Below are 25,690 nucleotides of genomic sequence, written 5' to 3'. Positions count from 1 at the left end.
CGCTGGCCAGGGAAGCGGCCAGCCCGCCTTCCTGGCACCGCCCGCGCCCTGCGTGGGCTTCAAACAGATTTCGTCGAGGTGATCCCATGACCACAGCCACCGATAAGGTCAATCTGCTGGGCCTGACCCAGCCGCAACTCGAGTCGTTCTTCGAGTCCATCGGGGAGAAGCGCTTTCGCGCCGGCCAGGTCATGAAGTGGATCCATCACTTCGGCATCGATGATTTCGACGCCATGAGCAACCTGGGCAAGGCGCTCAAGGAAAAGCTCAAGGCCGCCGCAGAGATCCGTGGCCCCGAGATCGTCAGCGAGGACATCTCCCGCGACGGCACCCGCAAGTGGGTGATCCGTGTCGCCTCCGGCAGCTGCGTCGAGACCGTTTACATTCCGCAGAACGGCCGCGGCACCCTGTGCGTGTCGTCCCAGGCCGGTTGCGCGCTGGACTGCAGCTTCTGCTCCACCGGCAAGCAGGGCTTCAACAGCAACCTCACCGCCGCCGAGGTGATCGGCCAGGTGTGGATCGCCAACAAGTCCTTTGGCAGCGTGCCCGCCAAGATCGACCGTGCCATCACCAACGTGGTGATGATGGGCATGGGCGAGCCCCTGCTGAACTTCGACAACGTCGTCGCCGCCATGCGCATCATGATGGACGACCTCGGCTACGGCATCTCCAAGCGCAAGGTGACCCTGTCCACCTCGGGCGTGGTGCCGATGATCGAAGAGCTGGCCAAGCAGATCGACGTCTCCCTGGCGCTGTCGCTGCACGCGCCCAACGACGAGCTGCGCAACGAGCTGGTGCCGATCAACCGCAAGTATCCCCTGGCCATGCTGCTCGACGCCTGCCAGAGATACATCGGCCAACTTGGCGAGAAACGCGTCCTGACCATCGAGTACACCCTGCTCAAGGACGTCAACGATCTGCCCGAGCACGCCCTGCAGATGATCGAGCTGCTGCGCAACGTGCCCTGCAAGATCAACCTGATTCCCTTCAATCCCTTCCCGCACTCCGGGTACGAGCGGCCGAGCAAGAACGCCACCCGCCGTTTCCAGGAGCTGCTGCAGCAGGCCGGTTTCAACGTCACGGTGCGCACCACCCGCGGTGACGACATCGACGCCGCCTGCGGCCAGCTGGTGGGCCAGGTCATGGACCGCACCCGCCGCAGCCAGCGCTATATCGCCGTTCGCCAGCTCGACGGTGCCGAAACCGTAACGCCGCTCCAGGGCTGAGGGCGCGACCATGGCGATCACGCGCTTTGCGGCTGTCGCGCTCGCCCTGGTGGTCGGCGGCCTCGCCGGCTGCGTGACCGAGGGCGACCGCAATCCCATGGATACCCGCCAGGGGCGGATGCAGGCCCGTGATGCCTACATCCAGCTCGGCCTCGGCTATGTCCAGCAGGGCAACACCGAACAGGCCAAGGTGCCGCTGAAGAAGGCGCTGGAGCTGGATTCGTCCAGCGCCGACGCCCATGCCGCCCTCGGGCTGGTGTTCCAGGCCCAGGGCGAGACCGACCTGGCCGATCAGGAATACCGCCTGGCCCTGCGCGAGCGGCCCCGCGATGCCCGCATCCTCAACAACTATGGCAGCTTCCTCTATGAGCAGGGGCGCTACAAGGATGCCTACGAACGTTTCACCCAGGCCGCCGAAGACAGTCTCTATCCCGAGCGCGCCCGGGTGTTCGAGAATCTCGGCCTGACCGCCCTGCGACTCAATCAGGTCGACTTGGGCAAGGAAAATCTGGAAAAATCCCTGCGGCTGGATCGCAATCAGCCCAGGGCCCTGTTCGAATTGGCTCAACTGGCCTACCAGACGCGCGACTATGTGCCGTCCCGGAGCTATTACCAGGCCTTCAGCCAGCTCAGCCCCCAGGATGCCCGCAGCCTGTTGCTCGGGATCCGCCTCGCCGAGGTGTTCAATGATCGCAACACCGCCGCGAGCTATGCCCTGCAGCTGAAGCGCCTCTACCCGAACTCACCTGAATATCGTCAACTTCAGTCGGAGCAGAAATGACCGCAGTGCAATCCGAAGCGGTACACGCCGGACGGGGCAATCCCGGTGAGATCTTGCGTCAGAAGCGCCTGTCGCTTGGCTGGAGCCAGGCCCAGGTCGCCCAGAATCTCAATCTCAGCGAGCGCATCATCGAGCAGCTCGAGTCCGGCAACTATCAGCAGATGCCTGGGCACACCTTTGCCCGCGGCTATACCAAGGCCTACGGCAAGCTGCTCGGCCTGGACCAGGTCGAACTGGTGCGGACCTTCGACGGCTACACCGGCACCGATGCCAAGGGCAGCACCGTGCACAGCCTGGGGCGTCTCGACGAGCCGGTGCGGTTGTCGCGCAATGTCCTGAGATTCGTCAGTTTCATCCTGGTGGTGCTGATCATCGCCATGGGCCTGTTCTGGTGGCAGGAGCGCAGTCGCCAGGCCTCCAGCGCCAGTGCCGTGAGCATGGAGCATGTCGAGGTCGAGGGCGCCGACGGCAAGACCGAGATCCATCCCATCGACGAGCCGGAAGAACAGCCCCCGGTCACCGCCCAGCAGCCGGCCGCCACCCTGCCGTCCCCGGTGGGCACGCCGACGCCGGATGCCAATGCCGTCGCCGCCATGACCGCCCCGACCGCTGCGCCCACCCCGGCCCCGGTAACGGGTTCGACCTCGCCAGCGCCCACGGCACCCGTCGCCGCGACCCCGGCCGCGCCGACCAGCGCCCCTGCCGCGGCGCCCGTCGCCGGCAGCGACAGCCTGAACATCCGCTTCAGCGCCAATTGCTGGACGCAGGTCAGCGACGGTAGCGGCAAGATCCTCTTCAGCGGCGTGAAGAAAGGCGGCGAGAGCCTCGAATACGCCTCGATCAAGGCGCCGGTGAACATCCGTCTCGGCTTTGCCCGCGGTGCCCAGATCTCCTACAACGGCCAGGTCGTCGACCTCGCGCCTTACACCAAGGGCGAGACCGCCCGCATCAAACTCGGTCAGACCGGACAATGACGTCCGGCGACCCCATGGGAAACCAGCATGCATAGCGAATCGCCCATCAAACGTCGGTTGTCCCGCAAGATCTGGGTCGGCTCGGTGCCGGTCGGCGGCGATGCCCCCATCGCCGTGCAGAGCATGACCAACACCGAAACCTGCGACGTCGACGCCACCGTGGCGCAGATCCAGCGCCTGCAGGACGCCGGTGCCGACATCGTGCGCGTCTCGGTGCCCGACATGGACGCCGCCGAAGCCTTCGGTCGCATCAAGCAGCGAGTCAGCCTGCCGCTGGTGGCCGACATCCACTTCGACTACAAGATCGCCCTGCGCGTGGCCGAACTGGGCGTGGACTGCCTGCGCATCAACCCCGGCAACATCGGTCGCGAAGACCGGGTCCGGGCGGTGGTCGACGCGGCCCGCGAGCGCGGCATTCCGATCCGCATCGGCGTCAACGCCGGTTCGCTGGAAAAGGACCTGCAGAAGAAATACGGCGAGCCCACCCCGGAAGCCCTGGTGGAATCGGCCATGCGCCACGTCGACCACCTGGAGAAGCTGGACTATCCGGACTTCAAGGTCAGCGTGAAGGCCAGCGACGTCTTCATGGCCGTGGCCGCCTACCGCCAGTTGGCCACCCGCATCGAGCAGCCGCTGCACCTGGGCATCACCGAAGCCGGTGGCCTGCGTTCGGGTACGGTGAAGTCCGCCGTGGGCCTGGGCATGTTGCTGGCCGAAGGCATCGGCGACACCATCCGCATCTCGCTCGCGGCCGATCCGGTCGAGGAGATCAAGGTCGGTTTCGACATCCTGAAATCCCTGCGCCTGCGTTCGCGCGGCATCAACTTCATCGCCTGCCCGAGCTGCTCGCGGCAGAACTTCGATGTGGTCAAGACCATGAACGAGCTGGAAGGGCGCCTGGAGGACCTGCTGGTGCCCTTGGACGTCGCGGTGATCGGTTGCGTGGTCAACGGCCCCGGCGAAGCCAAGGAGGCCCATGTCGGCCTGACCGGGGGTACGCCCAACAACCTGGTGTACATCGACGGCAAGCCTGCCTCCAAGCTGAACAACGACAATCTGGTGGACGAGCTGGAAGGGCTCATCCGCCGCAAGGCGGCCGAAAAGGCCGAAGCGGATGCCGCGCTCATCGCGCGCAGCTGAAAGATCAAGGAATAAGGCCCTTTCGTGAGCAAGTCCCTGCAAGCCATCCGTGGCATGAACGATATCCTGCCGGAGCAGACCCCGGCCTGGCGCTACCTGGAACGTACCTTCGCGACGCTGCTCGACGGCTATGGCTACCACGAGATCCGTCTGCCCATCATGGAGTTCACCGAACTCTTCGCCCGCGGCATCGGCGAGGGCACCGACGTGGTGGACAAGGAGATGTACACCTTCCTCGACCGCAACGAAGAGTCCCTGACCCTGAGGCCGGAAGGCACCGCGGGTTGCGTGCGGGCCGTGCTCGAGCACGGCATGACCGGGGGTGGCCAGGTACAGAAGCTCTGGTACGCCGGCCCGATGTTCCGCTACGAGAAGCCGCAGAAGGGGCGCTATCGCCAGTTCCACCAGATCGGCGTGGAGGTGTTCAACCTGCCCGGCCCGGACATCGACGCGGAGCTGATCGTGCTCACCGCGCGCCTCTGGCAGCGCCTGGGGCTGACCGACGCCGTCACCCTGCAGCTCAACAGCCTGGGTTCCAGCGCCGATCGCGCGCGTTATCGCGAAGCCCTGGTGGCCTATCTGCAGGAACGCTTCGAGCAACTCGACGAAGACAGCCAGCGCCGCCTGACCACCAATCCGCTGCGCATCCTCGACAGCAAGAACGCCCAGACCCAGGCGCTGCTGCAGGACGCCCCGACCCTGGCGGACTACCTGGACGACGAATCCCGCGCCCACTTCGATGGCCTCAAGGCCCGCCTGGACGCCGCCGGCATCCGCTACCAGATCAATCCCAAGCTGGTGCGTGGCCTGGACTACTACGGCCGGACCGTCTTCGAGTGGGTCACCGACAAGCTGGGTGCCCAGGGCACCGTCTGCGCCGGTGGCCGCTACGACGGCCTGATCACCCAGTTCGGCGGCAAGCCCACCCCGGGCGTCGGCTTCGCCATGGGCGTCGAGCGCCTGGTGCTGCTGCTGGAAACCCTGGAGTGCCTGCCCGGTGATCTGCAGCGCCCCGCCGATCTCTATCTCTGCGCCTTTGGCGAGGCGGCCGAACTGGCCGGCCTCAAGCTGGCCGAGCAGCTGCGCGATGCCCGTCCCGACCTGCGTCTGCTGGTCAACGCCGGTGCCGGCAGCTTCAAGAGCCAGTTCAAGAAGGCCGACAAGAGCGGCGCGCTCTGGGCGATGATCCTGGGTGAGGACGAACTGGCCGCGCAACAGGTGGCGCTCAAGCCGCTGCGTGGCGAGGCGCCCCAGGAAAAGGTCGATTTCGCGGCCCTGGCCGCTCGTCTGGACGAGATTTTGCCCCCGGCCGGTTCCGGTCGCGGGAATTGAGGAGAACGGATTTGAGTTCCATCGACGACGACAATCTGGTGGTCGCCAAGGCCTGGTGGCAGCGTAACGGCAAGCCGCTGGTGGCCGGTGGCGTCATCGCCCTGGTGGCGGTACTCGGCTGGCAGGGCTGGCAGCGCTATCAGAACAACCAGGCGCAAGGCGCCTCGGTGCTCTATCAGCAGCTGGTGGAAGCCGCGCTGGCGCCCGGTGGCAAGGTCGACACCGCGCGGGTGACCGATACCTACGGCAAGCTCAAGCAGGATTATTCCGGTACCGCCTACGCCCAGTACGGCAGTCTCTTCGTCGCCAAGGTGGCGGTGGAGAACAATCGCCTGGACGACGCCGCCGCCGAACTCAAGGCCGTGGTGGACAAGCCCCACGATGCCGAACTCGGCGAGCTGGCACGGCAGCGTCTGGCCCGGGTGCTGGCGGCCGAGGGCAAGGCCGAAGAGGGTCTCAAGCTGCTGGATGGCGAGGCGCCCAAGGCCTATGTCGCCAACCGCGAAGAATTGCGTGGCGATCTGCTGGTGGCGCTGAAGAAGCCGACCGAGGCCCGCGCCGCCTACGAAAAAGCCCGCGCCGCGCTGCCCAACGATGCAGCCGAAGGCGTGCTACAGATGAAACTCGATGATCTCGCCAAAGGAGACGCCTGATGTTGCGCTGGAAGCCTATCGCGGTACTGGGTCTCGCCCTTGCGGTCGTCGGGTGCAGCAGCACCGGCAAGAAGGAATTGCCGCCTGCCGAGCTGAAGGACATCAAGGCCGAGGTCCGACTGGATGAAGTCTGGAGTCGCTCGGTGGGCGATGGCCAGGGCAAGGAATACAACCGCCTGGTCCCGGCCGTGGACGGCCAGACCATCTTTGCCGCCGATGCCGATGGCCGGGTCATGGCGATGAATCGCGAGACCGGTGCGGTGCTGTGGAAGAAGGACCTGGACCTGCCGGTCTCCGGCGGCGTCGGAGTCGGCTCCGGTCTGGTGCTGGTCGGTACCCTGCGTGGCCAGGTCATCGCCCTCGACAGTGCCAGTGGCGACGAGAAGTGGCGTGCCCAGGCCTCCAGCGAGGTGCTGTCCGCTCCGGTCGTCAACAACGACGTGGTGGTGGTGCAGTCCCAGGACGACAAGCTGCAGGCCTTCGAGCTGGGCAGCGGTACCCGTCGCTGGATCTACGAAGACACCCAGCCGGTGCTGAGTCTGAGGGGCACCGGTGCCCCCCTGGTGACCAACCAGGTGGTGATGGCCGGTTTCGCCAGCGGCAAGGTGGTCGCCTTGGACGTGCAGCGTGGCCTGCCGCTGTGGGAACAGCAGATCGCCGTACCCAAGGGCCGTTCCGAACTGGAGCGCATCGTCGACGTGGACGGCGGCCTGTCGCTTTCGGGCGACACCCTCTATGTGGTCAGCTACAACGGCCGCGTGGTCGCGCTCAATCCGGCCAACGGCCAGATCCTCTGGCAGCGTGACGCCTCCAGCTACGACGGCGTGGCCGAAGGCTTCGGCAACGTCTACCTGAGCCTGGACAACGGCACCGTGGAAGCCGTCGAGGAATCCTCGACCTCCGCGCTCTGGACCAATGCCGATCTGGCCCGTCGCCAGCTCACCGGGCCGGTGGTCTGGTCGAGCAACGTGGTGGTGGGCGACTACGCCGGCTACATCCATCTGCTGAGCCAGGTCGATGGGCGTTTCGTCGGTCGCACCAAGGTCGACGGTGACGGCGTCCGGGTACGGCCACTGGTCGTCGGCGATATGCTCTACGTTTACGGCAATGGCGGTAAACTCGTCGCCTATCGTCTGCGCTAGAAACTATTATCCTCAACCGATGGCCGCTACCGTGAAGTTCGGTAGCGGCCATCGTGTTTTCTGCTCTGGGAGAGCCGCATGGTTCCCGTAATTGCCCTGGTGGGGCGGCCGAACGTCGGCAAATCCACGCTTTTCAATCGCCTGACCAAGACCCGGGACGCCATCGTCGCCGACTTCGCCGGCCTGACCCGCGATCGCAAGTACGGCGAAGCCAAGTGGCAGGGACGCACCTACATCGTGGTCGACACCGGCGGTATCTCCGGTGACGAGGAAGGCATCGACCTGAAGATGGCCGAGCAGTCGCTGCAGGCCATCGAAGAATCCGATGCGGTGCTGTTCCTGGTGGACTCCCGCGACGGCATGACCGTCGCCGACCAGATGATCGCCGAGCACCTGCGCAAGAGAAACAAGCGCACCTTCCTGGTGGCCAACAAGGTCGACACCGTCGATCCCGAGATCGCCCGGGCGGAATTCAGCCCGCTGGCCATCGGCGATGCCTTTCCCATCGCGGCGGCCCACGGCCGTGGCGTGAACAACCTGCTGGAAGCCGCCCTGGGCGTCTTCCCCAAGGACGAGGTCGAGGTCGAGGAGCTCTCCGAGGAGCAGGTGCGGGCGGCCGCGGAAGAGGGCGGTGACGTCTTCCGCCGCGTGCAGGGCATCGACGAGACCACCGGCATCAAGATCGCCGTGATCGGTCGACCCAACGTCGGCAAGTCGACCCTGGTCAACCGCATGCTCGGCGAAGAGCGAGTCATCGTCTATGACCAGGCCGGCACCACGCGCGACAGCATCTACATCCCCTTCGAGCGCAACGAAGAACGCTACACCCTGATCGACACCGCTGGCGTACGCCGGCGCGGCAAGGTCTTCGAGGCGGTCGAGAAGTTCTCGGTGGTCAAGACGCTGCAGGCGATCCAGGACGCCAACGTGGTGATCTTCGTCATGGACGCCCGCGAAGGCGTGGTCGAGCACGACCTCAACCTGCTCGGCTTCGTGCTGGAGACCGGTCGTGCCCTGGTGATCGCCCTCAACAAGTGGGACGGCATGGAGTCCGGCGAGCGCGACTACGTCAAGACCGAGCTGGAACGCCGGCTGCTGTTCGTCGATTTCGCCGACATCCACTTCATCTCGGCACTGCATGGCACCGGCGTGGGCCATCTGTACAAGTCGGTGCAGCAGTCCTTCGCCTCGGCCACCACCCGCTGGCCTACCAGCCGCCTGACCCAGATCCTCGAGGACGCGGTGCAGGAGCACCAGCCGCCGATGGTCAGCGGACGCCGCATCAAGCTGCGCTATGCCCACCTGGGCGGTGCCAACCCGCCGCTGATCGTCATCCACGGCAACCAGACGGAAGCGGTGCCCAAGTCCTATACCCGCTACCTGGAAAAGACCTATCGCCGGGTGCTCAAGCTGGTGGGGACGCCGATTCGCATCGAATACCGCGGTGGCGAGAACCCCTTCGAGGGCAAGAAGAACACCCTCACCGAGCGCCAGGTCAACAAGAAGCGCCGGTTGATGAGCCACCACAAGAAGGCCGAGAAGAAGCGCAAGGACAAGCGGCGGTAAGCCGGTCGGGCGTTGTGAAGGAAAGGGGGCTAATAGCCCCCTTTCTCTTTGTTAGCGGATTCTGGCGAGGAGGCTCCTCGCGCACCGAACTTCCCCCTCTCCCTTCGGGAGAGGGTTGGGGTGAGGGTGATCCCTGCGACGGCCTAGCAGTGAAAAAGATCGTAGCCTTGTCCCCTTCGCGTCGCCAAGGGGTGACCTGACTGCCAGCGGTTGCCCTCACCCTGGCCCTCTCCCGGAGGGAGAGGGGATGTTTGGGTCAGGCCTTGTACCCAGGCTATGCCTAGACCGCTGGCTGGCTGATCGGCTTAGCACTACTTGCCCTCTCGCGCAAAAAATCGCAGTCTGCCGATCTCCTTCCAGCCAGACCTGTGCCCGCGCGATGATCCAGAGCAAGCTTCCCGACCTCGCCGTCACCATCTTTACCCGCATGTCCCAGCTCGCCGCCCAGACCGGTGCGCTGAATCTGTCCCAGGGCTTTCCCGATTTCGATGGCCCGGCCGAGTTGCTCGCGGCGGTCGGTCGCCATGTCGCGGCCGGCCACAACCAGTACGCGCCCATGACCGGGCTGCCGGCGCTGCGCCAGCAGGTGGCAGCCAAGGTCGCCGCCTTCTATGGCCGAGAGGTGGATGCCGAGACCGAGGTCACCATCGTCCCCGGTGCCACCCAGGGCCTGTTCTGTGCCCTGCAGACGCTGGTGCGGCCGGGTGACGAGGTGATCGTCTTCGATCCCTGCTACGACAGCTACGAACCCTCGGTGCAACTGGCCGGCGGGCGCTGCGTGCACGTGCCCCTGGCGCTGCCGGGCTTTGGTATCGACTGGCCGGCGCTGGAGGCGGCCCTGAGTCCGCGCACCCGTGCCATCGTGCTCAATACCCCGCACAACCCCAGTGGCGCCCTGGTCAGCGCCGCCGAGCTGGATCGTCTGGCCGCGCTGATCCGCGGGCGCGATCTCTATCTGGTCAGCGACGAGGTCTATGAGCACCTGGTCTACGACGGCGAGCGCCATGCCAGCGTCATCGTCCACGACGAACTCTATGCCCGCGCCTTCGTGGTCAGCTCCTTTGGCAAGACCTATCACGTCACCGGCTGGAAGACCGGCTATGTGGTGGCGCCGCCGGCGCTGTCGGCGGAATTGCGCAAGGTGCACCAGTACGTGAGCTTCTGCGGAGTGACGCCGATCCAGGCCGCCCTGGCCGACTTCATGTCCGCCCATCCCGAGCATCTCAGCGAGCTGCCGGGCTTCTACCAGGCCAAGCGCGATCTCTTCTGCGATCTGCTGGGCAACTCGCGCTTCACCTTCCAGCGCGCCGCCGGCACCTATTTCCAGGTGGTCGACTACTCCGCCATCCGCCCGGAGCTGGACGACGTGGCCATGGCCGAATGGCTGACCCGCGTGCATGGCGTCGCCGCCATTCCGCTGTCGGTGTTCTACCAGACGCCGCCCGCGGACCTGCGCCTGGTGCGCTTCTGCTTTGCCAAGCGCGAAGACACCCTGCGCCAGGCAGCGGAGCGGCTATGCGCGATCTGACTCCCATCCAGGACCTGCGCCTGGCGCTGGTGCAGAGCGAACTGGCGTGGCACGATCCGGCCGCCAACCGTGCTCATTTCGAGGCGCTGCTGAGGGACGTGGGCGAGACTGACCTGATCATCCTGCCGGAAATGTTCACCACCGGCTTTTCCATGGAATCGGCCGCGCTCGCCGAGCCCGCGGACGGGCCGACGGCGGCCTGGATGAGCGAACAGGCGCAGCGGCTCGGCGCGGTGGTCACCGGCAGCCTGATCGTGCGGGACGCGGCTGGACAGCACCGCAATCGCCTGCTGTGGGCGACGCCGGATGGCGAGTTGCAGCACTATGACAAGCGCCATCTGTTTCGCATGGCCGGCGAGCACGAGCACTATGCCCCGGGCGAGCAGCGACTGCGGGTGACGCTCAAGGGATGGCTGATCCGCCCGCTGATCTGCTACGACCTGAGATTCCCGGTCTGGAGTCGCGCCCAGGACGACACCGATCTGCTGCTCTATGTGGCCAACTGGCCGGCGCCGCGGCGCGGCCACTGGAATCGCCTGCTGCCGGCACGGGCCATCGAGAATCTCTGCTATGTCGCCGCGGTGAATCGGATCGGCAGCGACGGCAACGGTCATCCCTATGCCGGTGACAGCCAGGTGCTGGACTTCCAGGGGGAGCCCCTGATCGACGCCGGCGCGGAATCCGGCATCTTCCACGCCACGCTGTCCGCTGCAGCCCTCACGGCCTATCGCGAGCGCTTTCCGGCGCAGCGCGATGCCGATGCCTTCCGCCTGGACTGATCAGGCCCAGAAGGGCGCTGGCTGGGCAGCATGCTGGTGGATCAGGGCGATGGCCTGGTCCACGTCCGCCGCGGTGGTGTAGCGACCCAGGCTGAATCTGTAGCTGCGCGCCGCCTGTTCGGCGGTCAGGCCGAGGCCCAGGAGCACATGGGAGGGCGCCGCCTTGGCCGAACTGCAGGCCGAGGTGGTCGAGAAGGCCAGCTGCCGCTGCAGCGCCGCGGTGTCCAGCGGCGTGGCGAAGGTCAGATTCAGGGTGTGGGGAATGCGCTGCCGGGCGCAGCCATTGAGCCGCATGCCGTTCAGGGTTTGTACCCCGGCCAGGAATCGCTCGCGTAACTGGCCGAGACGCTCGTTCTCTCGCGCCATGGCCTGGCCGGCGAGGGCGAAAGCGGTCCCCATGCCGACGATCTGGTGGGTGGCCAGGGTGCCGGAACGCAGCCCGCGCTCATGGCCGCCACCGTGGATCTGCGCCTGCAGGGCACCCTCGGCGCGCGGACCGACATAGAGGGCGCCGATGCCCTTGGGCCCATAGGTCTTGTGCGCGGAAAAGGACATCAGATCGACTTCCAGGCCGGCCAGGTCGATGGCGACCTTGCCGGTGGCCTGGGCGGCGTCCACGTGGAAGAGGGCGCCCCGGACGCGCACCAGCCGGCCGATGGCGTCGATATCGGTCAGGGTACCCAGCTCGTTGTTCACCATCATCAGCGAGACCAGGCAGGTGTCCGCTCGCCAGGCCTGGGCGACGGCCTCAGGGGTGATGAGGCCTGCCGCGTCCGGCGCCAGGTAGGTGACGGTGAAGCCCTCGGCTTCCAGCTGGGCGGCGGTATCCAGTACCGCCCGGTGCTCCAGGCAACTGGTGATCAGATGGCCATGCCCGCGCCGCCGGGCGACGCCGAGCAGCGCGAGGTTGTTGGATTCGGTGGCGCCGGAGGTCCAGATCAGCTGCTCGGGCCTGGCGCCGACCAGGTCGGCCACCTGCTGGCGGGCGGTGTCCACGGCGCGCTGGGCGTCGTTGCCGAAGGCATGGCCGCGAGAGGCGGGATTGCCGAAGACGCCCTGGCGCCCCATACAACCCAGCATGGCTTCGATGACGACATCGTCGACAGGGGTGGTGGCGGCGTAATCGAAATACAGGGGATAAGCGTCCATGGCGGCCTCGGGCATTGGAATGGACCTAGGCTAACGCTGGCGCGCGTGAAGAAATTTGCTTTTTTATCGCTCATTGAGCTTTCGAGCAGAATAGAATTCTCTCTAATAGCCGTTGTAGAGAAAATGAATTCATGGATCGCTTCGATCGCGCCATTCTCGAGATCTTGCAGCAGGACAGCACCCGACCGGTGGCCGATATCGCCGAGCGCATCGGCCTGGGTACCACGGCCTGTTGGCGGCGTATCCAGAAGCTGGAGGAGCAGGGCGTGATCCGCGCCCGGGTGGCACTGCTCGATCCCCGCGAGCTCAACGTGGGGGTGACGGTCTTCGTTTCGGTACGCACCAATCAGCACGCCATGGACTGGCTGCAGCGTTTCCACGAGGCGGTGGCGGCCATTCCGGAGGTGGTCGAGCTCTATCGCATGGCGGGCGATACCGACTACCTGATGCGCATCGTGGTGCCGGATATCGCCGCCTACGATGGCGTCTACAAGCGGCTGATCCAGGTACCGGGATTGCTGGACGTCAGCTCCAGCTTCGCCATGGAGCAGATCAAGTACAGCACCGCCTTGCCGCTGGATTATGTGCGGTAGGAGGATTGGGCTATCGCGGCCATGGGCCGCTCCTACGGGGTATGGATCAGGCCTGTAGGAGCGGCCCCTGGCCGCGACACCTCAGCGATAAGCGCTGACCTGATCCAGCAGGGTGATGTCGTCGGCCGGTAGTTGCAGCCGGGTGGCGGCCACCAGGTCGTCCAGTTGGGCCTGGGAGGTGGCGCTGGCGATCGGCGCGGTGATGCTGGGGCGGGCGATCAGCCAGGCCAGGGCGACCTGGGCCGGGGTGGCATCGTGCTTCTCGGCGATCTCGTCGAGACCGGCCAGGATCGCCATGCCGCGTTCGTCCAGGTAACGCTTGACCATCTCCGCGCGCGACCCCTGCAGATCGTCCTTGGTGCGGTACTTGCCGGTCAGGAAGCCGCTCGCCAGGGAGAAGTAGCTGATCACGCCCAGGCCGAGTTCCTTGACCACGGGTTCCAGCTCGGTCTCGTAGTCCTGGCGGGCATGCAGGTTGTAGTGGGGCTGCAGGCTCTGGTAGGCCGGCACGCCCAGGCGCTCGGCGACCTGGGCCGCTTCACGCAGGCGCTGGCCGCTGTAGTTGGAGGCGCCGATCACCCGCACCTTGCCCTGTTCCACCAGCCGCGCGAAGGCGCCCAGGGTTTCCTCCAGCGGGGTGTCCTCGTCGTCGCAGTGCGCCTGATAGAGGTCGATGCGATCGGTCTGCAGGCGCTTGAGCGAGGCTTCCACCGCCTGCTGCACATAGCTGGCTTTGAGGCCCTTGCGGCCTTCGCCCATGTCCATGCCCAGCTTGGTGGCAAGGATCACCTGGTCGCGCTTGCCGCTGCGGGCGAACCACTTGCCCAGCAGGGTCTCGGATTCGCCCCCGCGGTTGCCCGGTGCCCAGCGCGAATAGACGTCGGCGGTGTCGATGAAAGTCAGGCCCGCCTCGAGCAGGGCATCCAGCATGCGAAAGGACTGGGCTTCGTCCAGGGTCCAGCCAAAGACATTGCCACCAAAGCAGAGCGGGGGCACCTGGAGATCTGAGTGGCCAAGGGTACGAGTGTGCATGGAATCTTCATCCGGTTGGGGGAGTCATGCAGGTTACGACCGATGGCTGCGACTCAAGGTTCGAGGCGCGTAGGCCCGGGCCACTCCCGCAGGGGGAGGGGTTTGCCCAGGGCATAGCCCTGGGCGTAGTCCACGCCGATGGTGCCGAGCAATTCGAAGGTGGCCTGGGACTCGACGAATTCGGCGATGGTCTCGGCGCCGAGGTGGTGGGCGACCTGGTTGATGGATTCGACGATGGCGCGATCCAGCGGATCCTGGTCGAGGCTGCGGATGAAGCTGCCGTCGATCTTCACGTAGTCGACGCGGAAGTGCTTGAGGTAGGCGAAGGAGCTGAGGCCGGCGCCGAAGTCGTCCAGGGCTATGCGGCAGCCGCGTTCGCGGACCTGGCTGATGAGCGCCGAGGCCACCGAGAGCTTGTTGATCACTGCGGTCTCGGTCAGCTCGAAGAGCAGGCGCTGCGGATCCAGCGGCGAGGCCGCGATCAGCTCCAGCAATTCGGGCAGGAAGTCGGGATCGCTCAGGCTGTTGCCCGAGAGATTGATGCCCACGTGCAGCCCGGGTCGTTCCTGCAGCCAGGGCACCAGCTCGACCAGCACCTGACGTACCACCCAGCGGTCGATGTTGCTCATCAGACCGAAACGCTCGGCGGCCGGGATGAAGGTGGCCGGCGAGATCAGCTGGCCCTGGACATCGCGCAGGCGCAGCAGCAGCTCGACATGCTGCGCCGCGTCGCTGCGGCTCCGGGTAGGGACGATGGCCTGGGCGTGCAACTCGAAGCGGTGCTGCTCGAGGGCCTCGCGCAGGCCGCTGGCCATGAGGATCTCGCGGTGCTGGCGCTCGACGTCCTCGCTGCCGGCGCGATAGAGCGCCGCGCGATTGCGTCCGGCGTGCTTGGCGGTGTAGCAGGCCACGTCGGCCTGGCTCATCAATTCGGCCGGGCTCGGGGTTTCGGCGGTGATGGCGACGATGCCGGCGCTGGCGCCGACGTCATAGATCCGGCTCTGCCAGTTGAAGCGCACGGCGCCGATGCTGGCGATGAGCTTTTCGGCGACGGCCTCGGCCTGCACCAGATCGCAGTCGCGCAGCAGCAGGGCGAATTCGTCGCCGCCGATCCGGGCCAAGGCATCCGAGCCGCGCAGGGAGTCGCGCAGCAGGGTGCCCAGTTCGCGTAGCAGCAGATCGCCGGCGGCATGGCCGGCGGAGTCGTTGACCACCTTGAAGCGATCGAGGTCGATGAAGCACAGCGCGTGCTGGACGGTCCCGGCCTGGGCCTGCTGCCAGGCGGCGTCCAGCTCCTGCTCGAACTTCAGGCGGTTGTAGAGGCCGGTCAGGGCGTCGTGGGAGGCGTTGTAGCTCAGCTCGCGCTGCAGATTGCGCGCGTGGGTGACATTCTGGAACACCAGCACCGCGCCGATGATGCGGCCATCCACCGTACGCACCGGCGCGGCCGAATCCTGCACCTCGTGCCTATCACCCTGGCGGCTGAGCAGCACCGCGCCCTCGTCCAGGGAGGTGATGGTCTGCTCGCGCAGGCAGCGGGTCACCGGACTGGGCAGGACCTCGTCGCTCTGGCTGTCGTGGATGAGAAACACCTCTTCGTGGGGCCGGCCCCGGGCATCCGCCAGCGACCAGCCGGTGAGCTGCTCGGCGACCGGATTGAGAAAGAGGATGCGCCCGTCCATGTCGGTGGTCAGCACGGCGTCGGCGATGGAGGCCAGGGTGACCTGCAGCCGTTCCTTTTCCTCGTAGAGCGCCGTGGTCAGCTGGTGGTGCTCAGTGACGTCGCTGTTGCTGCCGACCAGGCGTACATGGCCGTCGGCCTCGACCACCGAGATCAGCTCGGAGCGGATATGGCGCACCTCGCCGCCGGGGCCGCCGCGGTTGATGCGGAAGTTGAAGGTGTAGAACATCGACTCGCTGGCGACCTTGTCGAACACCTCCAGCGAACGGGCCTTGTCGTCCGGGTGGATGAAGGTGAGCCAGAAGTCCATGTCCCGGCTGAGATTGTCGGGGGCAATGCCGTAGAGATCTCTCAGCCGCGCATCGGCATTGAAGCCCGGACTGCGGGTATCCCATTCCCAGATGCCGACGTTGCTGGCGCGAATGGCCAGTTGCAGCCGCTCGCGGAGCCGGGCGTTGGTCGCCTCGGCCCGGCGCTGGGCGTCGATGTCGCGGGCCTGCAGCAGATAGCCGGTGAGCAGGTCGCCATCATCATGGTCGGGCGACAGCGCCAGTTGCATCCACAGTCCCTGGCCGTCGCGGTGCAGCAGCCGGCGGGTCTGCTCGCCTTCCTCGATCGTCAGGGGTTCTTCGCCATCGGCGATCAACTCCTTGAGCGACCGGCCGTCGAGGCTGTGGCGCGGATAGCCGAGCATGGCCTCCAGGGCGGCATTCACCTGGCTCAGGCGGCCCTCCACCGACAGCAGCGCCATGCCATAGGGCGCGGCGCTCAGGGCATGGCGAAAGCGTGCCTCGTTGCGCGCCAGGCGCTGGTTGTGGTGACGGCTCTGCTGCACGGCGGCGGCCAGCAGCAGCGGGGGAATCTGCATCAGGGCCACGGGAATGTAGGTCAGGGCTTCCTGCACCAGGGTGGCGCCGCGGACGCCGAGCAGATAACCGTGGGCCACCAGGTAGGTGAAGATCAGGATGTTCAGGCCGCCGACCACCGCGGTACCCAGGGCAGTGAGCCTCAGGGTCATCAGCAGCAGCAGGGTGGAGACGTAGACGAAGGGGTAGGGCACATAGGCCAGCAGGCCGAGCACCAGCACGGGGCTGATCAGCAGCAGGACGATGAACTCGCGGGCACCCTGACGGCTGAATTGCCGCCACTGCAGCGGGCGGCCGAGAAAGGCGAGGGGCATCATCACCAGCAGGCCGAGGGCGTCGCCGAGGTACCAGTGCAGGGCCACCCGCAGCAGCTCGGGATTGCCCTGCTGAGCGGCGATCAGGGTGCCCAGGGCGGTACCGGCCAGGGGCGTCACCAGCACCCCATAGAACAGCAGTCGTCCCATGGCCGCGACATTGCGTTCGGGATGGAGGATGCGGCCATGCAGCAGCCAGGCGCCGAACAGGATCTCGGCCAGATTAGGTAGGGAATAGAGCGCGCCGATGGCCGGGTCCCCACTGAAGGGCAATTCGGCCAGGGCGCCGGCCAGCCAGACCGCCAGCAGTTGCAGCGGCCAGCGCCGGGGCGCCGAGCGCAGCAGCCAGGCGATCGCCAGGCCATTGGGCAACCAGAGGGTGGCCACGGTGGAGGACGCCTGGCGGGTGAAGAGGATGCACAGGACCGAACTGATCAGGAACAGCAGCGCCAGCGCGGTGGCGTCACGCAGCAGAGAGGTGTTTCGCGACAGAGTGAAGGTCATTGCCTATCCAGACAAGCTGCCCGGCTGGCCGAAGCGGGCAGGCGAGACGGTCCCTAGGAAGCGGGGAGTATCTCCGCTGATTCGCCATAAAAAAAGGGAACACCGACAGGTATTCCCTTTGGTTTGACGAATGTCAGTGTCAGGCGGCCTTGGCCTGGGCCTGGGTCACCGCGCGATTCAGGGCGCTGAGCAGGGCGCGGAAGCTGGCGGTGGTGATGTTCTCGTCGATGCCGATGCCATGCAGCGGACGCTGACCTTCCAGGCGGACCTCGATGTAGGAAGCGGCCTTGGCGTTGGCGCCGGCGCCGATGGAGTGCTCGTGGTAGTCCATGATCTCCACCGCCTGCGGCAGGCTGGCGACCAGAGCTTCCAGCGGACCCTTGGCGGTGCCGTGCCAGTGCTCGGTACGACCTTCGACGGCGACCTTGATGTCGACGGTGGAGGTGCCGTCTTCCTCGCGCAGCTTGTGGCTGACCAGGGCGTAGGGGCTCTTGGCCTGCAGGTATTCCTGTTCGAGCAGGGCGTGGATCTGCGCCGCTGTCATCTCCAGGCCCAGGCGATCGGTTTCGCGCTGCACCACCTGGCTGAATTCGATCTGCATGCGGCGCGGCAGGCTGATGCCGTATTCCTGTTCCAGCAGGAAGGCGATACCGCCTTTGCCCGACTGGCTGTTGACGCGGATGACCGCCTCGTAGTCGCGGCCGATGTCGGCCGGGTCGATGGGCAGGTAGGGCACTTCCCAGAGGGCGTCCGGCTTCTGCTGGGCGAAGCCCTTGCGGATGGCGTCCTGGTGGGAACCGGAGAAGGCGGTGTGGACCAGATCGCCGACATAGGGATGGCGCGGGTGCACCGGCAGCTGGTTGCACTCCTCGACGGTCTTGCGCACGGCGTCGATGTCGGAGAAGTCCAGCTCGGGGTCGACGCCCTGGGTGTAGAGGTTGAGCGCCAGGGTCACCAGGCAGACGTTGCCGGTGCGCTCGCCATTGCCGAACAGGCAGCCTTCGACGCGATCGGCGCCGGCCATCACCGCCAGTTCCGAGGCAGCGACGCCGGTGCCGCGGTCGTTATGGGTGTGGACGCTGATCAGCACGCTGTCGCGGCGGTCGATGTGGCGACCGAACCATTCGATCTGGTCGGCGTAGTTGTTGGGCGTGGCGCACTCGATGGTGGCGGGCAGGTTGAGGATCAGCTTGTTGGCGGGGGTCGGCGCGAACACCGCGATCACCGCGTTGCACACCTCGACGGCGAAGTCGGTCTCGGTGGAGCTGAACACCTCGGGGGAGTACTCGAAGCCCCACTGGGTCTCCGGCCGCTCGGCGGCCAGGCGCACGATGGTCTGGCCGGCGGCCACGGCGATGGCCTTGACGCCGGCCTTGTCCTGGCCGAAGACGATGCGGCGGAAACTCGGCGCGCAGGCGTTGTAGTAGTGGACGATGGCGCGCTTGGCGCCCTTGAGCGATTCGAAGGTGCGCTCGATGAGGTCGTCACGGGCCTGGGTCAGCACCTGGATGGTGACGTCGTCGGGGATGTGACCGCCCTCGATCAGCTCGCGGACGAAGTCGAAGTCGGTCTGGGAGGCGGAGGGGAAGCCCACCTCGATCTCCTTCAGACCCACGGCGACCAGGCACTTGAAGAAGGCCATCTTCTTCTCGGCGTCCATCGGCTCGATCAGCGACTGGTTGCCGTCGCGCAGGTCGGTGGACAGCCAGATCGGCGCCTTGTCGATGACCTTGTCCGGCCAGGTGCGGTCGGGCAGGGCGACGGGCGTGAAGGGACGGTACTTCTGCGAGGGGTCTTTGAGCATGGTCATGGCGATTCTTTCCTTGGGCGTGGTCGGGACTTACGAAGCGAGCGCGGTCGAGCTTCGCAGTCGTGGACTGACCAGTCGCAGGCAGCGGTGCTGCCGGAGGAGGATGAGGGTATGGGCGTTGTGCATGGCGCTTACGTTAGTCCGCCCAGGGCAGGTCTCGCAATGTTCTTTTTGAAATTGGCAGGAATGTTCGATCAGCGCGATTTGCTGATGATTTATTGCTGGCTGAGGCTGGTTATTGGTGATTTCTAAAAGAGCGGGTTTGTGTTTTTTGTGTAACCCGAAATCGCCGGGGCGATCCCTGGCGTCGGGTTGGGGTCAATGCTGGACGATTCCCGGCAACCGAACGGAAGGAAGGCGTCCATGAAGACTCTGGTGCTGGCAGGGCTGGCGACCACCCTGATCGCCGGCTTGGCGTCGGCGGCCCAGGCCGCCGACAACCCTCTTGAGGCGGAACGCTGGAAGACGCGGCCGCTGATCCTGGTGGCGCCGACGGCGAAGGATCCCCAGGTCGCGAAGCTTCGCGAAGAACTGGCGCAGCCGGCCAATCGCGAAGCCTTCGTCGAGCGGGAAATGGTGCTCTATACGGTGGTGGGCGAGGCCGGCAGCCGCAACGGCGAGCCGCTGCGGCCGGAGCAGACCCGGGCGCTGCTCAAGGCCCTGGACGCCCGCGCTGGCCAGCCGGCAACGCTCTATCTGGTGGGCAAGGACGGCGGGGTCAAGGTGCGGGAGCAGCAGGATTGGTCGCTCAAGGCGCTGTTCGGCACCATCGACCGGATGCCGATGCGGCGGTAGTCGTGGCTCCCTCACCCCGGTCCTCTCCCAGGGGGAGGGGGGGTTCTCCGAGGCCATCCGGACGGCGTGTAGGGTGGACAACGGCGCAGCCTTGTCCACGTGGGAGCGCCGAGCCACCGGAAACATTGCGGGCTGAGTGCCTGAGCTGATCGCGGCCATGGGCCGCTCCTACAGGCTCCGATGTGATCGTAGGAGCGGCCGCATCGGCGGACCGCCATGGCCGCGATAAGTAAGGTGGCGTGCCGTCAGTGGAAAACGCTGGCGCGGTTTTCCACGCTACGGGCTGGGGTTTTCCCTCACCCCGGCCTTCTCCTCGAAAGGAGAGGGGCGTAGGTACCGTAGGTTGGGTTGAGCGTCTAGCGAAGCCCAACGAGCCCAGCCTTCAGGCGTAGACGTAGGGCCCACCCTGCTCTAATGCCCGCTGATAAGCCGGACGCGCATGGATGCGCTTGAGGAAGTCCACCAGCTTGGGGCGCTTGCCGTTGTCCAGGCCGGCGCGGCTGGCGGCGGCTTCCAGGGGGAAGCTGAGCTGGATGTCGGCCGCGGTGAAGCTATCGCCGACGAACCAGCCGCTTTCGCCCAGCTGGCTTTCCAGGTAGTCCAGGTGCAGGTCGAGCTGGGGCTGGATGAAGCTGGCCGTGGCCTTGGCGGCGATGCCCTTGGCGATGGGCCTGGCAAAGAAGGGCATGGGCGAGGTGGCGATGCGGTCGAACACCAGCTTGAGCAGCAGCGGGGTCATGGCCGAGCCTTCGGCATAGTGCAGCCAGTAGGTGTAGCGCACGAACTCCGGGCTGTCCTGGGCGGGCAGCAGTTGCGGACCGTAGCGCCGCGCCAGGTAGTCGACGATGGCGCCGGACTCGGCCAGGGTCAGGTCGCCGTCGACGATCACCGGCGACTTGCCCAGCGGATGCACCTTGCGCAACTCCGGCGGGGCGAACAGGCCGCCCGCCGCTCGCTCGTAGCGTTGCACCCGATATTCGATACCGAGCTCTTCGAGCAGCCAGAGCACCCGCTGGGAGCGGGAGTTGTTCAGGTGGTGGACGACGATCATGGTCTTTCCTTAGGCCTGGAGCGGGCGGGTCAGGGCGCCGGGGTGCCCGGTTCGCCGAGGGAGGTCATGGCCTCGGTTGGCTCCAGCCGCATGCGGAAATCGCGTCCGCTCGGGTGCTGGAACACATGGAGGCCGAATTCCGGGAGGATGGAGAGCAGGTGGTCGAAGATGTCCCCCTGGATGCCCTCATATTGCGCCCACACCGTGGTGTTGGTGAAGCAGTAGATCTCCACCGGCAGACCCTCGCTGGAGAGCGGCATCTGGCGCACCAGCAGGGTCATGCCCTGGTGCACTCCGGGATGGGCGCGCAGATAGCGTTCCACATAGGCGCGAAAGGTCCCCAGGTTGGTGACCCGGCGGGTGTTGACCGGCTCCTGGCCGCGTTTTTCCAGCTTGCGATTCCAGTCCGCCAGTTCCTGTTCCTTGGCGGTGAGGTAGTCGTCCAGCAGGTTGAAGCGGTGCAGGTGCTCGCGCTCGGCGTCGCTGAGGAAGTGCACGCTGTTCTGGTCGATGTTGAGCGCGCGCTTGATCCGTCGGCCACCGGCTTCCTGCATGCCGCGGTAGTTGCGGAAGGAGTCGGTGATGAATCTCTTGGTAGGGATGGTGGTGATTGTCTTGTCGAAGTTCTGCACCTTGACCGTGTGCAGGGCGATGTCGATGACGTCGCCGTCGGCGTTGAGCTGGGGCATCTCGATCCAGTCGCCGACGCGGATGATGTCGTTGCTGGAGATCTGCACGCTGGCCACCAGGGAGAGCAGGGTGTCCTGGAAGATCAGCAGCAGCACCGCGGCCATGGCGCCGAGGCCGGAGAGCAGGATCAGCGGCGAGCGGTCGATCAGGGTGGCGATCATCAGGATGACCGCGATGGCGTAGATGACGATCTTGCTGACCTGGACATAGCCCTTGATCGGCTTGAGCCGCGCCGAGGGCCGGCGCGAATAGAGCACGTTGACCACGTTCAGGGCGCTGCCCAGGGCCAGGGCGATGGTCAGCACGATGAAGGCGCTGCAGACGTTCTGCACCACGGTGACCAGGGCCTCGGGACGCCCGGGCACCAGTTCGATGCCGATCGACAGCACCAGGGCCGGGACGATGTTGGCCAGCCGGCCGATGACGCGGTGGTGATTGAGCTCCTGGTCCTGACCGAAGGAGGTGCTGCGCAGCAGGCGATAGAAGCCGCGCACCAGGATGCGCTTGACGATCCAGTTAAGGACCCAGGCCGCCAGCAGCAGGCCGAGGCAGGCAACCAGGGTGAGCAGTTGCGGGTGTTTTTCGAGGTCGTCGATCAGGTTGGTCAGGGCCGTGGGCATAGGGGGTCTCTTGACGGGATACTACGGGCGCCACGTTAGCAAAGCTGCGCCCCGCATGCCGTATTCGGCGCCCGTGGTCGGTCCAAGGTTCAGCCCTTCCAGGAAAATTTCCATGCGCGTTCTCCCTGCCTTTTTCACCCTCGTCGCCGTGCTGCTGCTAGCCGGTTGCGCCGGGCGTCCCTTCGGACCGCCGACCCTGGACGATCGCCTGGCCGACCTCGGCTATCGGCAGGGTGCGGCCTTGGACACCATCCTGGGCTTCGATCTCTCCGGCTGGCACTACCTGGACACCCGGCACCTGGCGCTGGGCACCGGGTTGGGCCGCGCCTACCTGGTGGACCTCGCCGTGCCCTGTCGCAATCTGGCCGCTGGCAATCGCCTCGGCTATCGCTCGCGCGCCGCCGGCCTGCGCCCGGGTGACGTTCTCGTCTCCACCGATGCCCGGGGCAACCGTATGGAGTGCCCCATCGGCGGGCTGTATCGCCTCGATCCCTGGCGCTGAAATCCCATGATCCTGACCCTCGGTCATTCCAATCATCCGCTGGCGCGCTATGTCGAGCTGCTGCAGGCGCAGGGGGTGACGGCAGTGGCCGATGTGCGCTCCCAACCCTATAGCCGCCATGTGCCCCAGTATCGCCGCGAGGCCCTGAGCGACGGCCTGGCCGCGGCGGGGATCGCCTATGTGTTCCTGGGCCGGGAGCTGGGGGCGCGCAGTCCGGATCCGGCGCATTATGAGAATGGACAGGTGCGCTATGACCGCCTGGCCGCCAGCGCGCCGTTCCAGCAGGGATTGCTGCGGCTGGAGCAGGGCCAGGCGCGCTGGCGCATCGCCCTGCTGTGCGCCGAGCGCGATCCCCTGACCTGTCACCGGGGCCTGCTGGTGGCGCCCTGCCTGGTGCGGCGGGGCCTGGCAGTGACCCATATCCATGCGGACGGTCGGCTGGAATCGCAGGTCGAACTGGAGGACCGGCTACTGGCCACGACTGGGCTGGCGGATGGCGATCTGTTCAGCTCGCGAGAGGAACGGCTGGAGCGGGCCTATGCCCGCCACGGCTGGGGGCCAGGTGTCTAGCGCTCCACCGGCTCGCGCTTCTTCCACCAGCCGGCGAACAGGCCGACTGGATAGAGCGTCACCATGACGGCGAACACCACCCAGGTGCGCCAGGACCAGGCCGACAGTACGAAGCCCTGGGAAAAGCCCACCAGCAGATAGCAGGCCGCGGCGACCAGCAGGATGCTGCCGAGGGCACTGCCGAAGCGGGGTTTCTCAGTCATGGCGTCGGCTCCAGGCCCGGGCGGCCGCAGGAAAGAAAGGGCGTTCCTTTTAAGCCGAAGCCGGCTGTCTGGCAATGCCTGCGACTGCTACCAATTGTTTGCCACTGTTCAGGGCTTGAAGGCGCCGATGAAGATGCTCGGATCGACGCGCACGTCATTGAGGCTGACGTTCCAGTGCAGGTGCGGGCCGGTCGCGCGCCCGGTGCTGCCGACGCGACCGACCACCCCGCCACGGGGCACCTCCTGGCCGACCTGGACGTCGACGCGGGAGAGATGGCAGAACATGCTGATCAGCCCCTGGCCGTGGTCGACGAACACCGTCTTGCCGTTGAAGAAGTAGTCGCCCACCAGCACCACCTTGCCGGCCGCGGGCGCCTTGACCGGCGTGCCGGCGGGCACCGCGAAGTCCAGGCCGGAATGCGGATTGCGCTCCTGGCCATTGAAGAAGCGGCGCAGGCCGAAGGGACTGGAGAGCGGGCCGTCCACCGGCTTGTCGAGGAGCAGATTGCTGGGCTGGTTCGGCGAGAACAGCCGGTAGGCGGCTTGCTGTTCGGCCAGTTCGCGCTCGAAGCGCTTGAGGTCCTCGGGATTGGGCGTGACCTGGCGCTGGTTCTTCAGGGTGATGCGCTGCTCGGCATAGTGGCGGTTGCCGACCGTGAAGGCCTGGGGTGCGGCGCCGGCGACCTCCAGCGGCTGGCGACCCGCGGCGGTGCCCAGGGGGATGCCGACGATGGCCACCCAGCCGTTGCCGTCCTTGACCACCAGCACCGGCTTGCCCTGGTAGCGCACCCGCGGCGCCGCGTCGCCGGGGATCGGCACCACGGCGACGCCACCCGCCACGGGCTTGTCCAGCAGGCGTTGCAGGTAGGTACCGGCGTGGGCGGGCAGGGGGAGGAACAGGCAGCAGAGCAGGGGCAGCAGGCGGGACATGGGGTTTTCCAACGGCGAAAACGCCCATGCTGGAGCAGGCGAGGGCCGCAGGGCAAGGCGCCCGCAGCCCGCTTCGTCAGTTGGGCACGATCTTGTAGAGCACGGTTTCCAAGGCCGGCTTCTGCTTGGGATCGAAGAAGCTCATTTCGGGGATGCGCGAATCCGTGACATAGACGGTGCCATCCGGTCCGCGACCGAAGGTGTCCGGCCAGATCAGTTTCTTGTCCTGCACCAGGGTGGTGAGCTGGCCGTTCTCGCGGATCTTCACCGCATGGTCTTCCACCGCGCTGACATAGAGGCGCCCTTGCGGGTCCATCAGCAGGCCATCGGCCGGACCGTTCTCGCCGACCTTTTCCACCTTGGCCGGCAGGCTGGCGAGGTCGTCGCCCTGCAGCGCCGCGGTGGCGATGCGGTAGAGGGTATTGCCCTTGACCGCCTGCCAGTAGAGGTAGTCGCCTGCCGGGGAGAGGGCGATGCCGTCGGCGGAGAATTCCACGCCGCGGCCATCCGGACGCATCAGCGGCTCGCCATCGGCCTTGACCTTGACGCCCTTCTCGGCCTGGGTGCTCGGATCGCCATCCAGGGCGCGCCGCGCCTTGCCGCTCTCCAGATCCAGGACCACCAGGGCGCCGCGGGCACCGGAATCGGTGATATAGGCGTGGCGACCGTCCGGGCTGAATCTCACGTCGTTGAGGTAGCTGCCCTGGGGCGCCACGCTTTCGTCCAGCGCATAGACCTTGCTCACCTGGTTGCTGGCCAGGTCGATCCTGACCAGCTTGGGTGCGCCGGGCACCACCAGCGCCTGGGCCGGAGCGCCCGGATCGATCACCCAGAGACTGCCGCGACCGTCGGCCACCACGGATTGCACGCAGACCCAGTGGTTGCCCGGGGTCAGCTCGTCGCGCTTGGCATTGCGCCAGCCGTTCCAAGCCGGGTCCGGATAGGGCGCCAGGCTGCCATCGGGCTTGAGTTCAGCGACCGAGACCTCGCTGTCTTCGGTCCAGCGGGGGAAGTTGACGAAGATCCGTCCGCTCTCGCTGACGGTGACGCCGGTGACCTGGTGATCGAAGCTGGCGACCTTTTCCAGTTTGGCGCTGGATTCGGCGGCCAGGGCGACCGGTGCCAGGGGCAGGGCGGTCAGCAGGGTGGCCAGGGCGAGGCGGGAGAGGGCGGGTCTGGGCATGGCGGATTCCTGATGGGTGACCGGAAGGGCCGGTCCTGCAGGTACGACTGCGCCAGCCGCCCGGAAGATCGCCGGG

23 protein-coding genes are annotated in these 25,690 nt (G+C 66.4%); 14 read left to right on the top strand and 9 right to left on the bottom strand.

Annotated elements, in window-relative coordinates:
* Positions 1-86: 86 nt before the first annotated feature.
* The 10 genes from rlmN to PSK12I2_RS0110365 all read left to right on the top strand — a co-directional run bounded on the left by rlmN (position 87) and on the right by PSK12I2_RS0110365 (position 11,121).
* Positions 87-1,226 (top strand): 23S rRNA (adenine(2503)-C(2))-methyltransferase RlmN, encoded by a 1,140-nt coding sequence (gene rlmN / locus PSK12I2_RS0110410; protein WP_007162426.1) that lies wholly within the window; start codon positions 87-89, stop codon positions 1,224-1,226.
* Positions 1,227-1,236: 10 nt separating this feature from the next.
* Positions 1,237-2,007, top strand: coding sequence for a type IV pilus biogenesis/stability protein PilW (gene pilW / locus PSK12I2_RS0110405; RefSeq protein WP_007162427.1), 771 nt, complete (start codon positions 1,237-1,239; stop codon positions 2,005-2,007).
* Positions 2,004-2,981: a helix-turn-helix domain-containing protein gene (locus tag PSK12I2_RS0110400; RefSeq protein ID WP_027598341.1), complete on the top strand. Its 978-nt coding sequence runs from the start codon at positions 2,004-2,006 to the stop codon at positions 2,979-2,981. Before pilW ends, PSK12I2_RS0110400 begins: the two co-directional genes overlap by 4 nt.
* Before the next feature lie 27 nt (positions 2,982-3,008).
* Positions 3,009-4,121 (top strand): flavodoxin-dependent (E)-4-hydroxy-3-methylbut-2-enyl-diphosphate synthase, encoded by a 1,113-nt coding sequence (gene ispG / locus PSK12I2_RS0110395; protein WP_007162429.1) that lies wholly within the window; start codon positions 3,009-3,011, stop codon positions 4,119-4,121.
* A gap of 24 nt (positions 4,122-4,145) precedes the next feature.
* Entirely contained in the window at positions 4,146-5,453 is a 1,308-nt protein-coding gene (gene hisS, locus PSK12I2_RS0110390) for a histidine--tRNA ligase (protein ID WP_007162430.1), read from the top strand.
* A gap of 11 nt (positions 5,454-5,464) precedes the next feature.
* Entirely contained in the window at positions 5,465-6,106 is a 642-nt protein-coding gene (locus tag PSK12I2_RS0110385) for a tetratricopeptide repeat protein (RefSeq protein WP_007162431.1), read from the top strand.
* A complete protein-coding gene (bamB, locus tag PSK12I2_RS0110380) occupies positions 6,106-7,248 on the top strand; it encodes an outer membrane protein assembly factor BamB (protein WP_027598340.1) in 1,143 nt (380 codons plus the stop codon). Before PSK12I2_RS0110385 ends, bamB begins: the two co-directional genes overlap by 1 nt.
* Positions 7,249-7,326: 78 nt before the next feature.
* Positions 7,327-8,814 carry a ribosome biogenesis GTPase Der gene (gene der / locus PSK12I2_RS0110375; RefSeq protein WP_007162433.1) on the top strand — a complete coding sequence of 496 codons (1,488 nt, stop codon included), beginning with the start codon at positions 7,327-7,329 and terminating at the stop codon, positions 8,812-8,814.
* A 379-nt stretch (positions 8,815-9,193) separates the two neighbouring features.
* The gene (locus PSK12I2_RS0110370) at positions 9,194-10,342 is read left to right on the top strand and encodes a pyridoxal phosphate-dependent aminotransferase (RefSeq protein WP_027598339.1); all 1,149 of its coding nucleotides are present in this window, start codon (positions 9,194-9,196) and stop codon (positions 10,340-10,342) included.
* Positions 10,330-11,121 carry an amidohydrolase gene (locus tag PSK12I2_RS0110365; protein WP_027598338.1) on the top strand — a complete coding sequence of 264 codons (792 nt, stop codon included), beginning with the start codon at positions 10,330-10,332 and terminating at the stop codon, positions 11,119-11,121. Before PSK12I2_RS0110370 ends, PSK12I2_RS0110365 begins: the two co-directional genes overlap by 13 nt.
* Here PSK12I2_RS0110365 and PSK12I2_RS0110360 read toward each other — a convergent pair whose 3' ends face one another.
* A complete protein-coding gene (locus PSK12I2_RS0110360; protein ID WP_027598337.1) occupies positions 11,122-12,270 on the bottom strand; it encodes an aminotransferase class V-fold PLP-dependent enzyme in 1,149 nt (382 codons plus the stop codon).
* A 131-nt stretch (positions 12,271-12,401) separates the two neighbouring features.
* Between PSK12I2_RS0110360 and PSK12I2_RS0110355 the strand changes: the two genes are divergently transcribed.
* Positions 12,402-12,863, top strand: a complete 462-nt coding sequence (locus PSK12I2_RS0110355) for an Lrp/AsnC family transcriptional regulator (protein ID WP_007162437.1) — start codon at positions 12,402-12,404, stop codon at positions 12,861-12,863.
* Between the two features lie 81 nt (positions 12,864-12,944).
* Here the strand turns inward: PSK12I2_RS0110355 and PSK12I2_RS0110350 are convergent, their stop codons facing one another.
* From PSK12I2_RS0110350 to leuA, 3 genes are all read right to left on the bottom strand, one after another.
* Positions 12,945-13,895 carry an aldo/keto reductase gene (locus PSK12I2_RS0110350; protein ID WP_027598336.1) on the bottom strand — a complete coding sequence of 317 codons (951 nt, stop codon included), beginning with the start codon at positions 13,893-13,895 and terminating at the stop codon, positions 12,945-12,947.
* Positions 13,896-13,948: 53 nt separating this feature from the next.
* On the bottom strand, positions 13,949-17,260 hold the full coding sequence (locus PSK12I2_RS23905; RefSeq protein WP_037007658.1) for an EAL domain-containing protein: 3,312 nt from the start codon (positions 17,258-17,260) through the stop codon (positions 13,949-13,951).
* A 139-nt stretch (positions 17,261-17,399) separates the two neighbouring features.
* Positions 17,400-19,070: a 2-isopropylmalate synthase gene (gene leuA / locus PSK12I2_RS0110340; protein ID WP_007162440.1), complete on the bottom strand. Its 1,671-nt coding sequence runs from the start codon at positions 19,068-19,070 to the stop codon at positions 17,400-17,402.
* A gap of 363 nt (positions 19,071-19,433) precedes the next feature.
* On the opposite strand from leuA, the gene PSK12I2_RS0110330 reads away from it, so the two are divergent.
* Positions 19,434-19,865, top strand: coding sequence for a DUF4174 domain-containing protein (locus PSK12I2_RS0110330; RefSeq protein WP_027598335.1), 432 nt, complete (start codon positions 19,434-19,436; stop codon positions 19,863-19,865).
* Positions 19,866-20,247: 382 nt separating this feature from the next.
* Here PSK12I2_RS0110330 and PSK12I2_RS0110325 read toward each other — a convergent pair whose 3' ends face one another.
* Both PSK12I2_RS0110325 and PSK12I2_RS0110320 read right to left on the bottom strand, forming a co-directional pair.
* Complete coding sequence (locus PSK12I2_RS0110325) at positions 20,248-20,916, bottom strand: glutathione S-transferase family protein (protein WP_027598334.1); 669 nt, start codon at positions 20,914-20,916, stop codon at positions 20,248-20,250.
* Between the two features lie 29 nt (positions 20,917-20,945).
* Complete coding sequence (locus tag PSK12I2_RS0110320) at positions 20,946-22,226, bottom strand: mechanosensitive ion channel family protein (protein ID WP_027598333.1); 1,281 nt, start codon at positions 22,224-22,226, stop codon at positions 20,946-20,948.
* A gap of 112 nt (positions 22,227-22,338) precedes the next feature.
* Between PSK12I2_RS0110320 and PSK12I2_RS0110315 the strand changes: the two genes are divergently transcribed.
* Together PSK12I2_RS0110315 and PSK12I2_RS0110310 are read left to right on the top strand one after the other, a co-directional pair.
* Positions 22,339-22,728, top strand: a complete 390-nt coding sequence (locus tag PSK12I2_RS0110315) for a DUF6491 family protein (protein ID WP_027598332.1) — start codon at positions 22,339-22,341, stop codon at positions 22,726-22,728.
* 6 nt (positions 22,729-22,734) lie between these two features.
* The gene (locus tag PSK12I2_RS0110310; protein WP_027598331.1) at positions 22,735-23,298 is read left to right on the top strand and encodes a DUF488 family protein; all 564 of its coding nucleotides are present in this window, start codon (positions 22,735-22,737) and stop codon (positions 23,296-23,298) included.
* Here PSK12I2_RS0110310 and PSK12I2_RS0110305 read toward each other — a convergent pair.
* From PSK12I2_RS0110305 to PSK12I2_RS0110295, 3 genes are all read right to left on the bottom strand, one after another.
* Positions 23,295-23,501, bottom strand: coding sequence for a hypothetical protein (locus PSK12I2_RS0110305; RefSeq protein WP_027598330.1), 207 nt, complete (start codon positions 23,499-23,501; stop codon positions 23,295-23,297). The two genes, PSK12I2_RS0110310 and PSK12I2_RS0110305, sit on opposite strands and share 4 nt — an antisense overlap.
* A gap of 108 nt (positions 23,502-23,609) precedes the next feature.
* Positions 23,610-24,431, bottom strand: coding sequence for a M23 family metallopeptidase (locus tag PSK12I2_RS0110300; RefSeq protein ID WP_027598329.1), 822 nt, complete (start codon positions 24,429-24,431; stop codon positions 23,610-23,612).
* Positions 24,432-24,507: 76 nt separating this feature from the next.
* Entirely contained in the window at positions 24,508-25,614 is a 1,107-nt protein-coding gene (locus tag PSK12I2_RS0110295) for an L-dopachrome tautomerase-related protein (protein ID WP_027598328.1), read from the bottom strand.
* Between the last annotated feature and the right edge of the window lie 76 nt (positions 25,615-25,690).

The sequence above is a fragment of the Pseudomonas sp. MOIL14HWK12:I2 genome, from assembly GCF_000510745.1.
GTDB lineage: Bacteria > Pseudomonadota > Gammaproteobacteria > Pseudomonadales > Pseudomonadaceae > Chryseomonas > Chryseomonas oryzihabitans.
The sequence above is the reverse complement of the archived record's forward strand: the minus strand, read 5'-3'. Positions and strand labels throughout refer to the sequence as shown.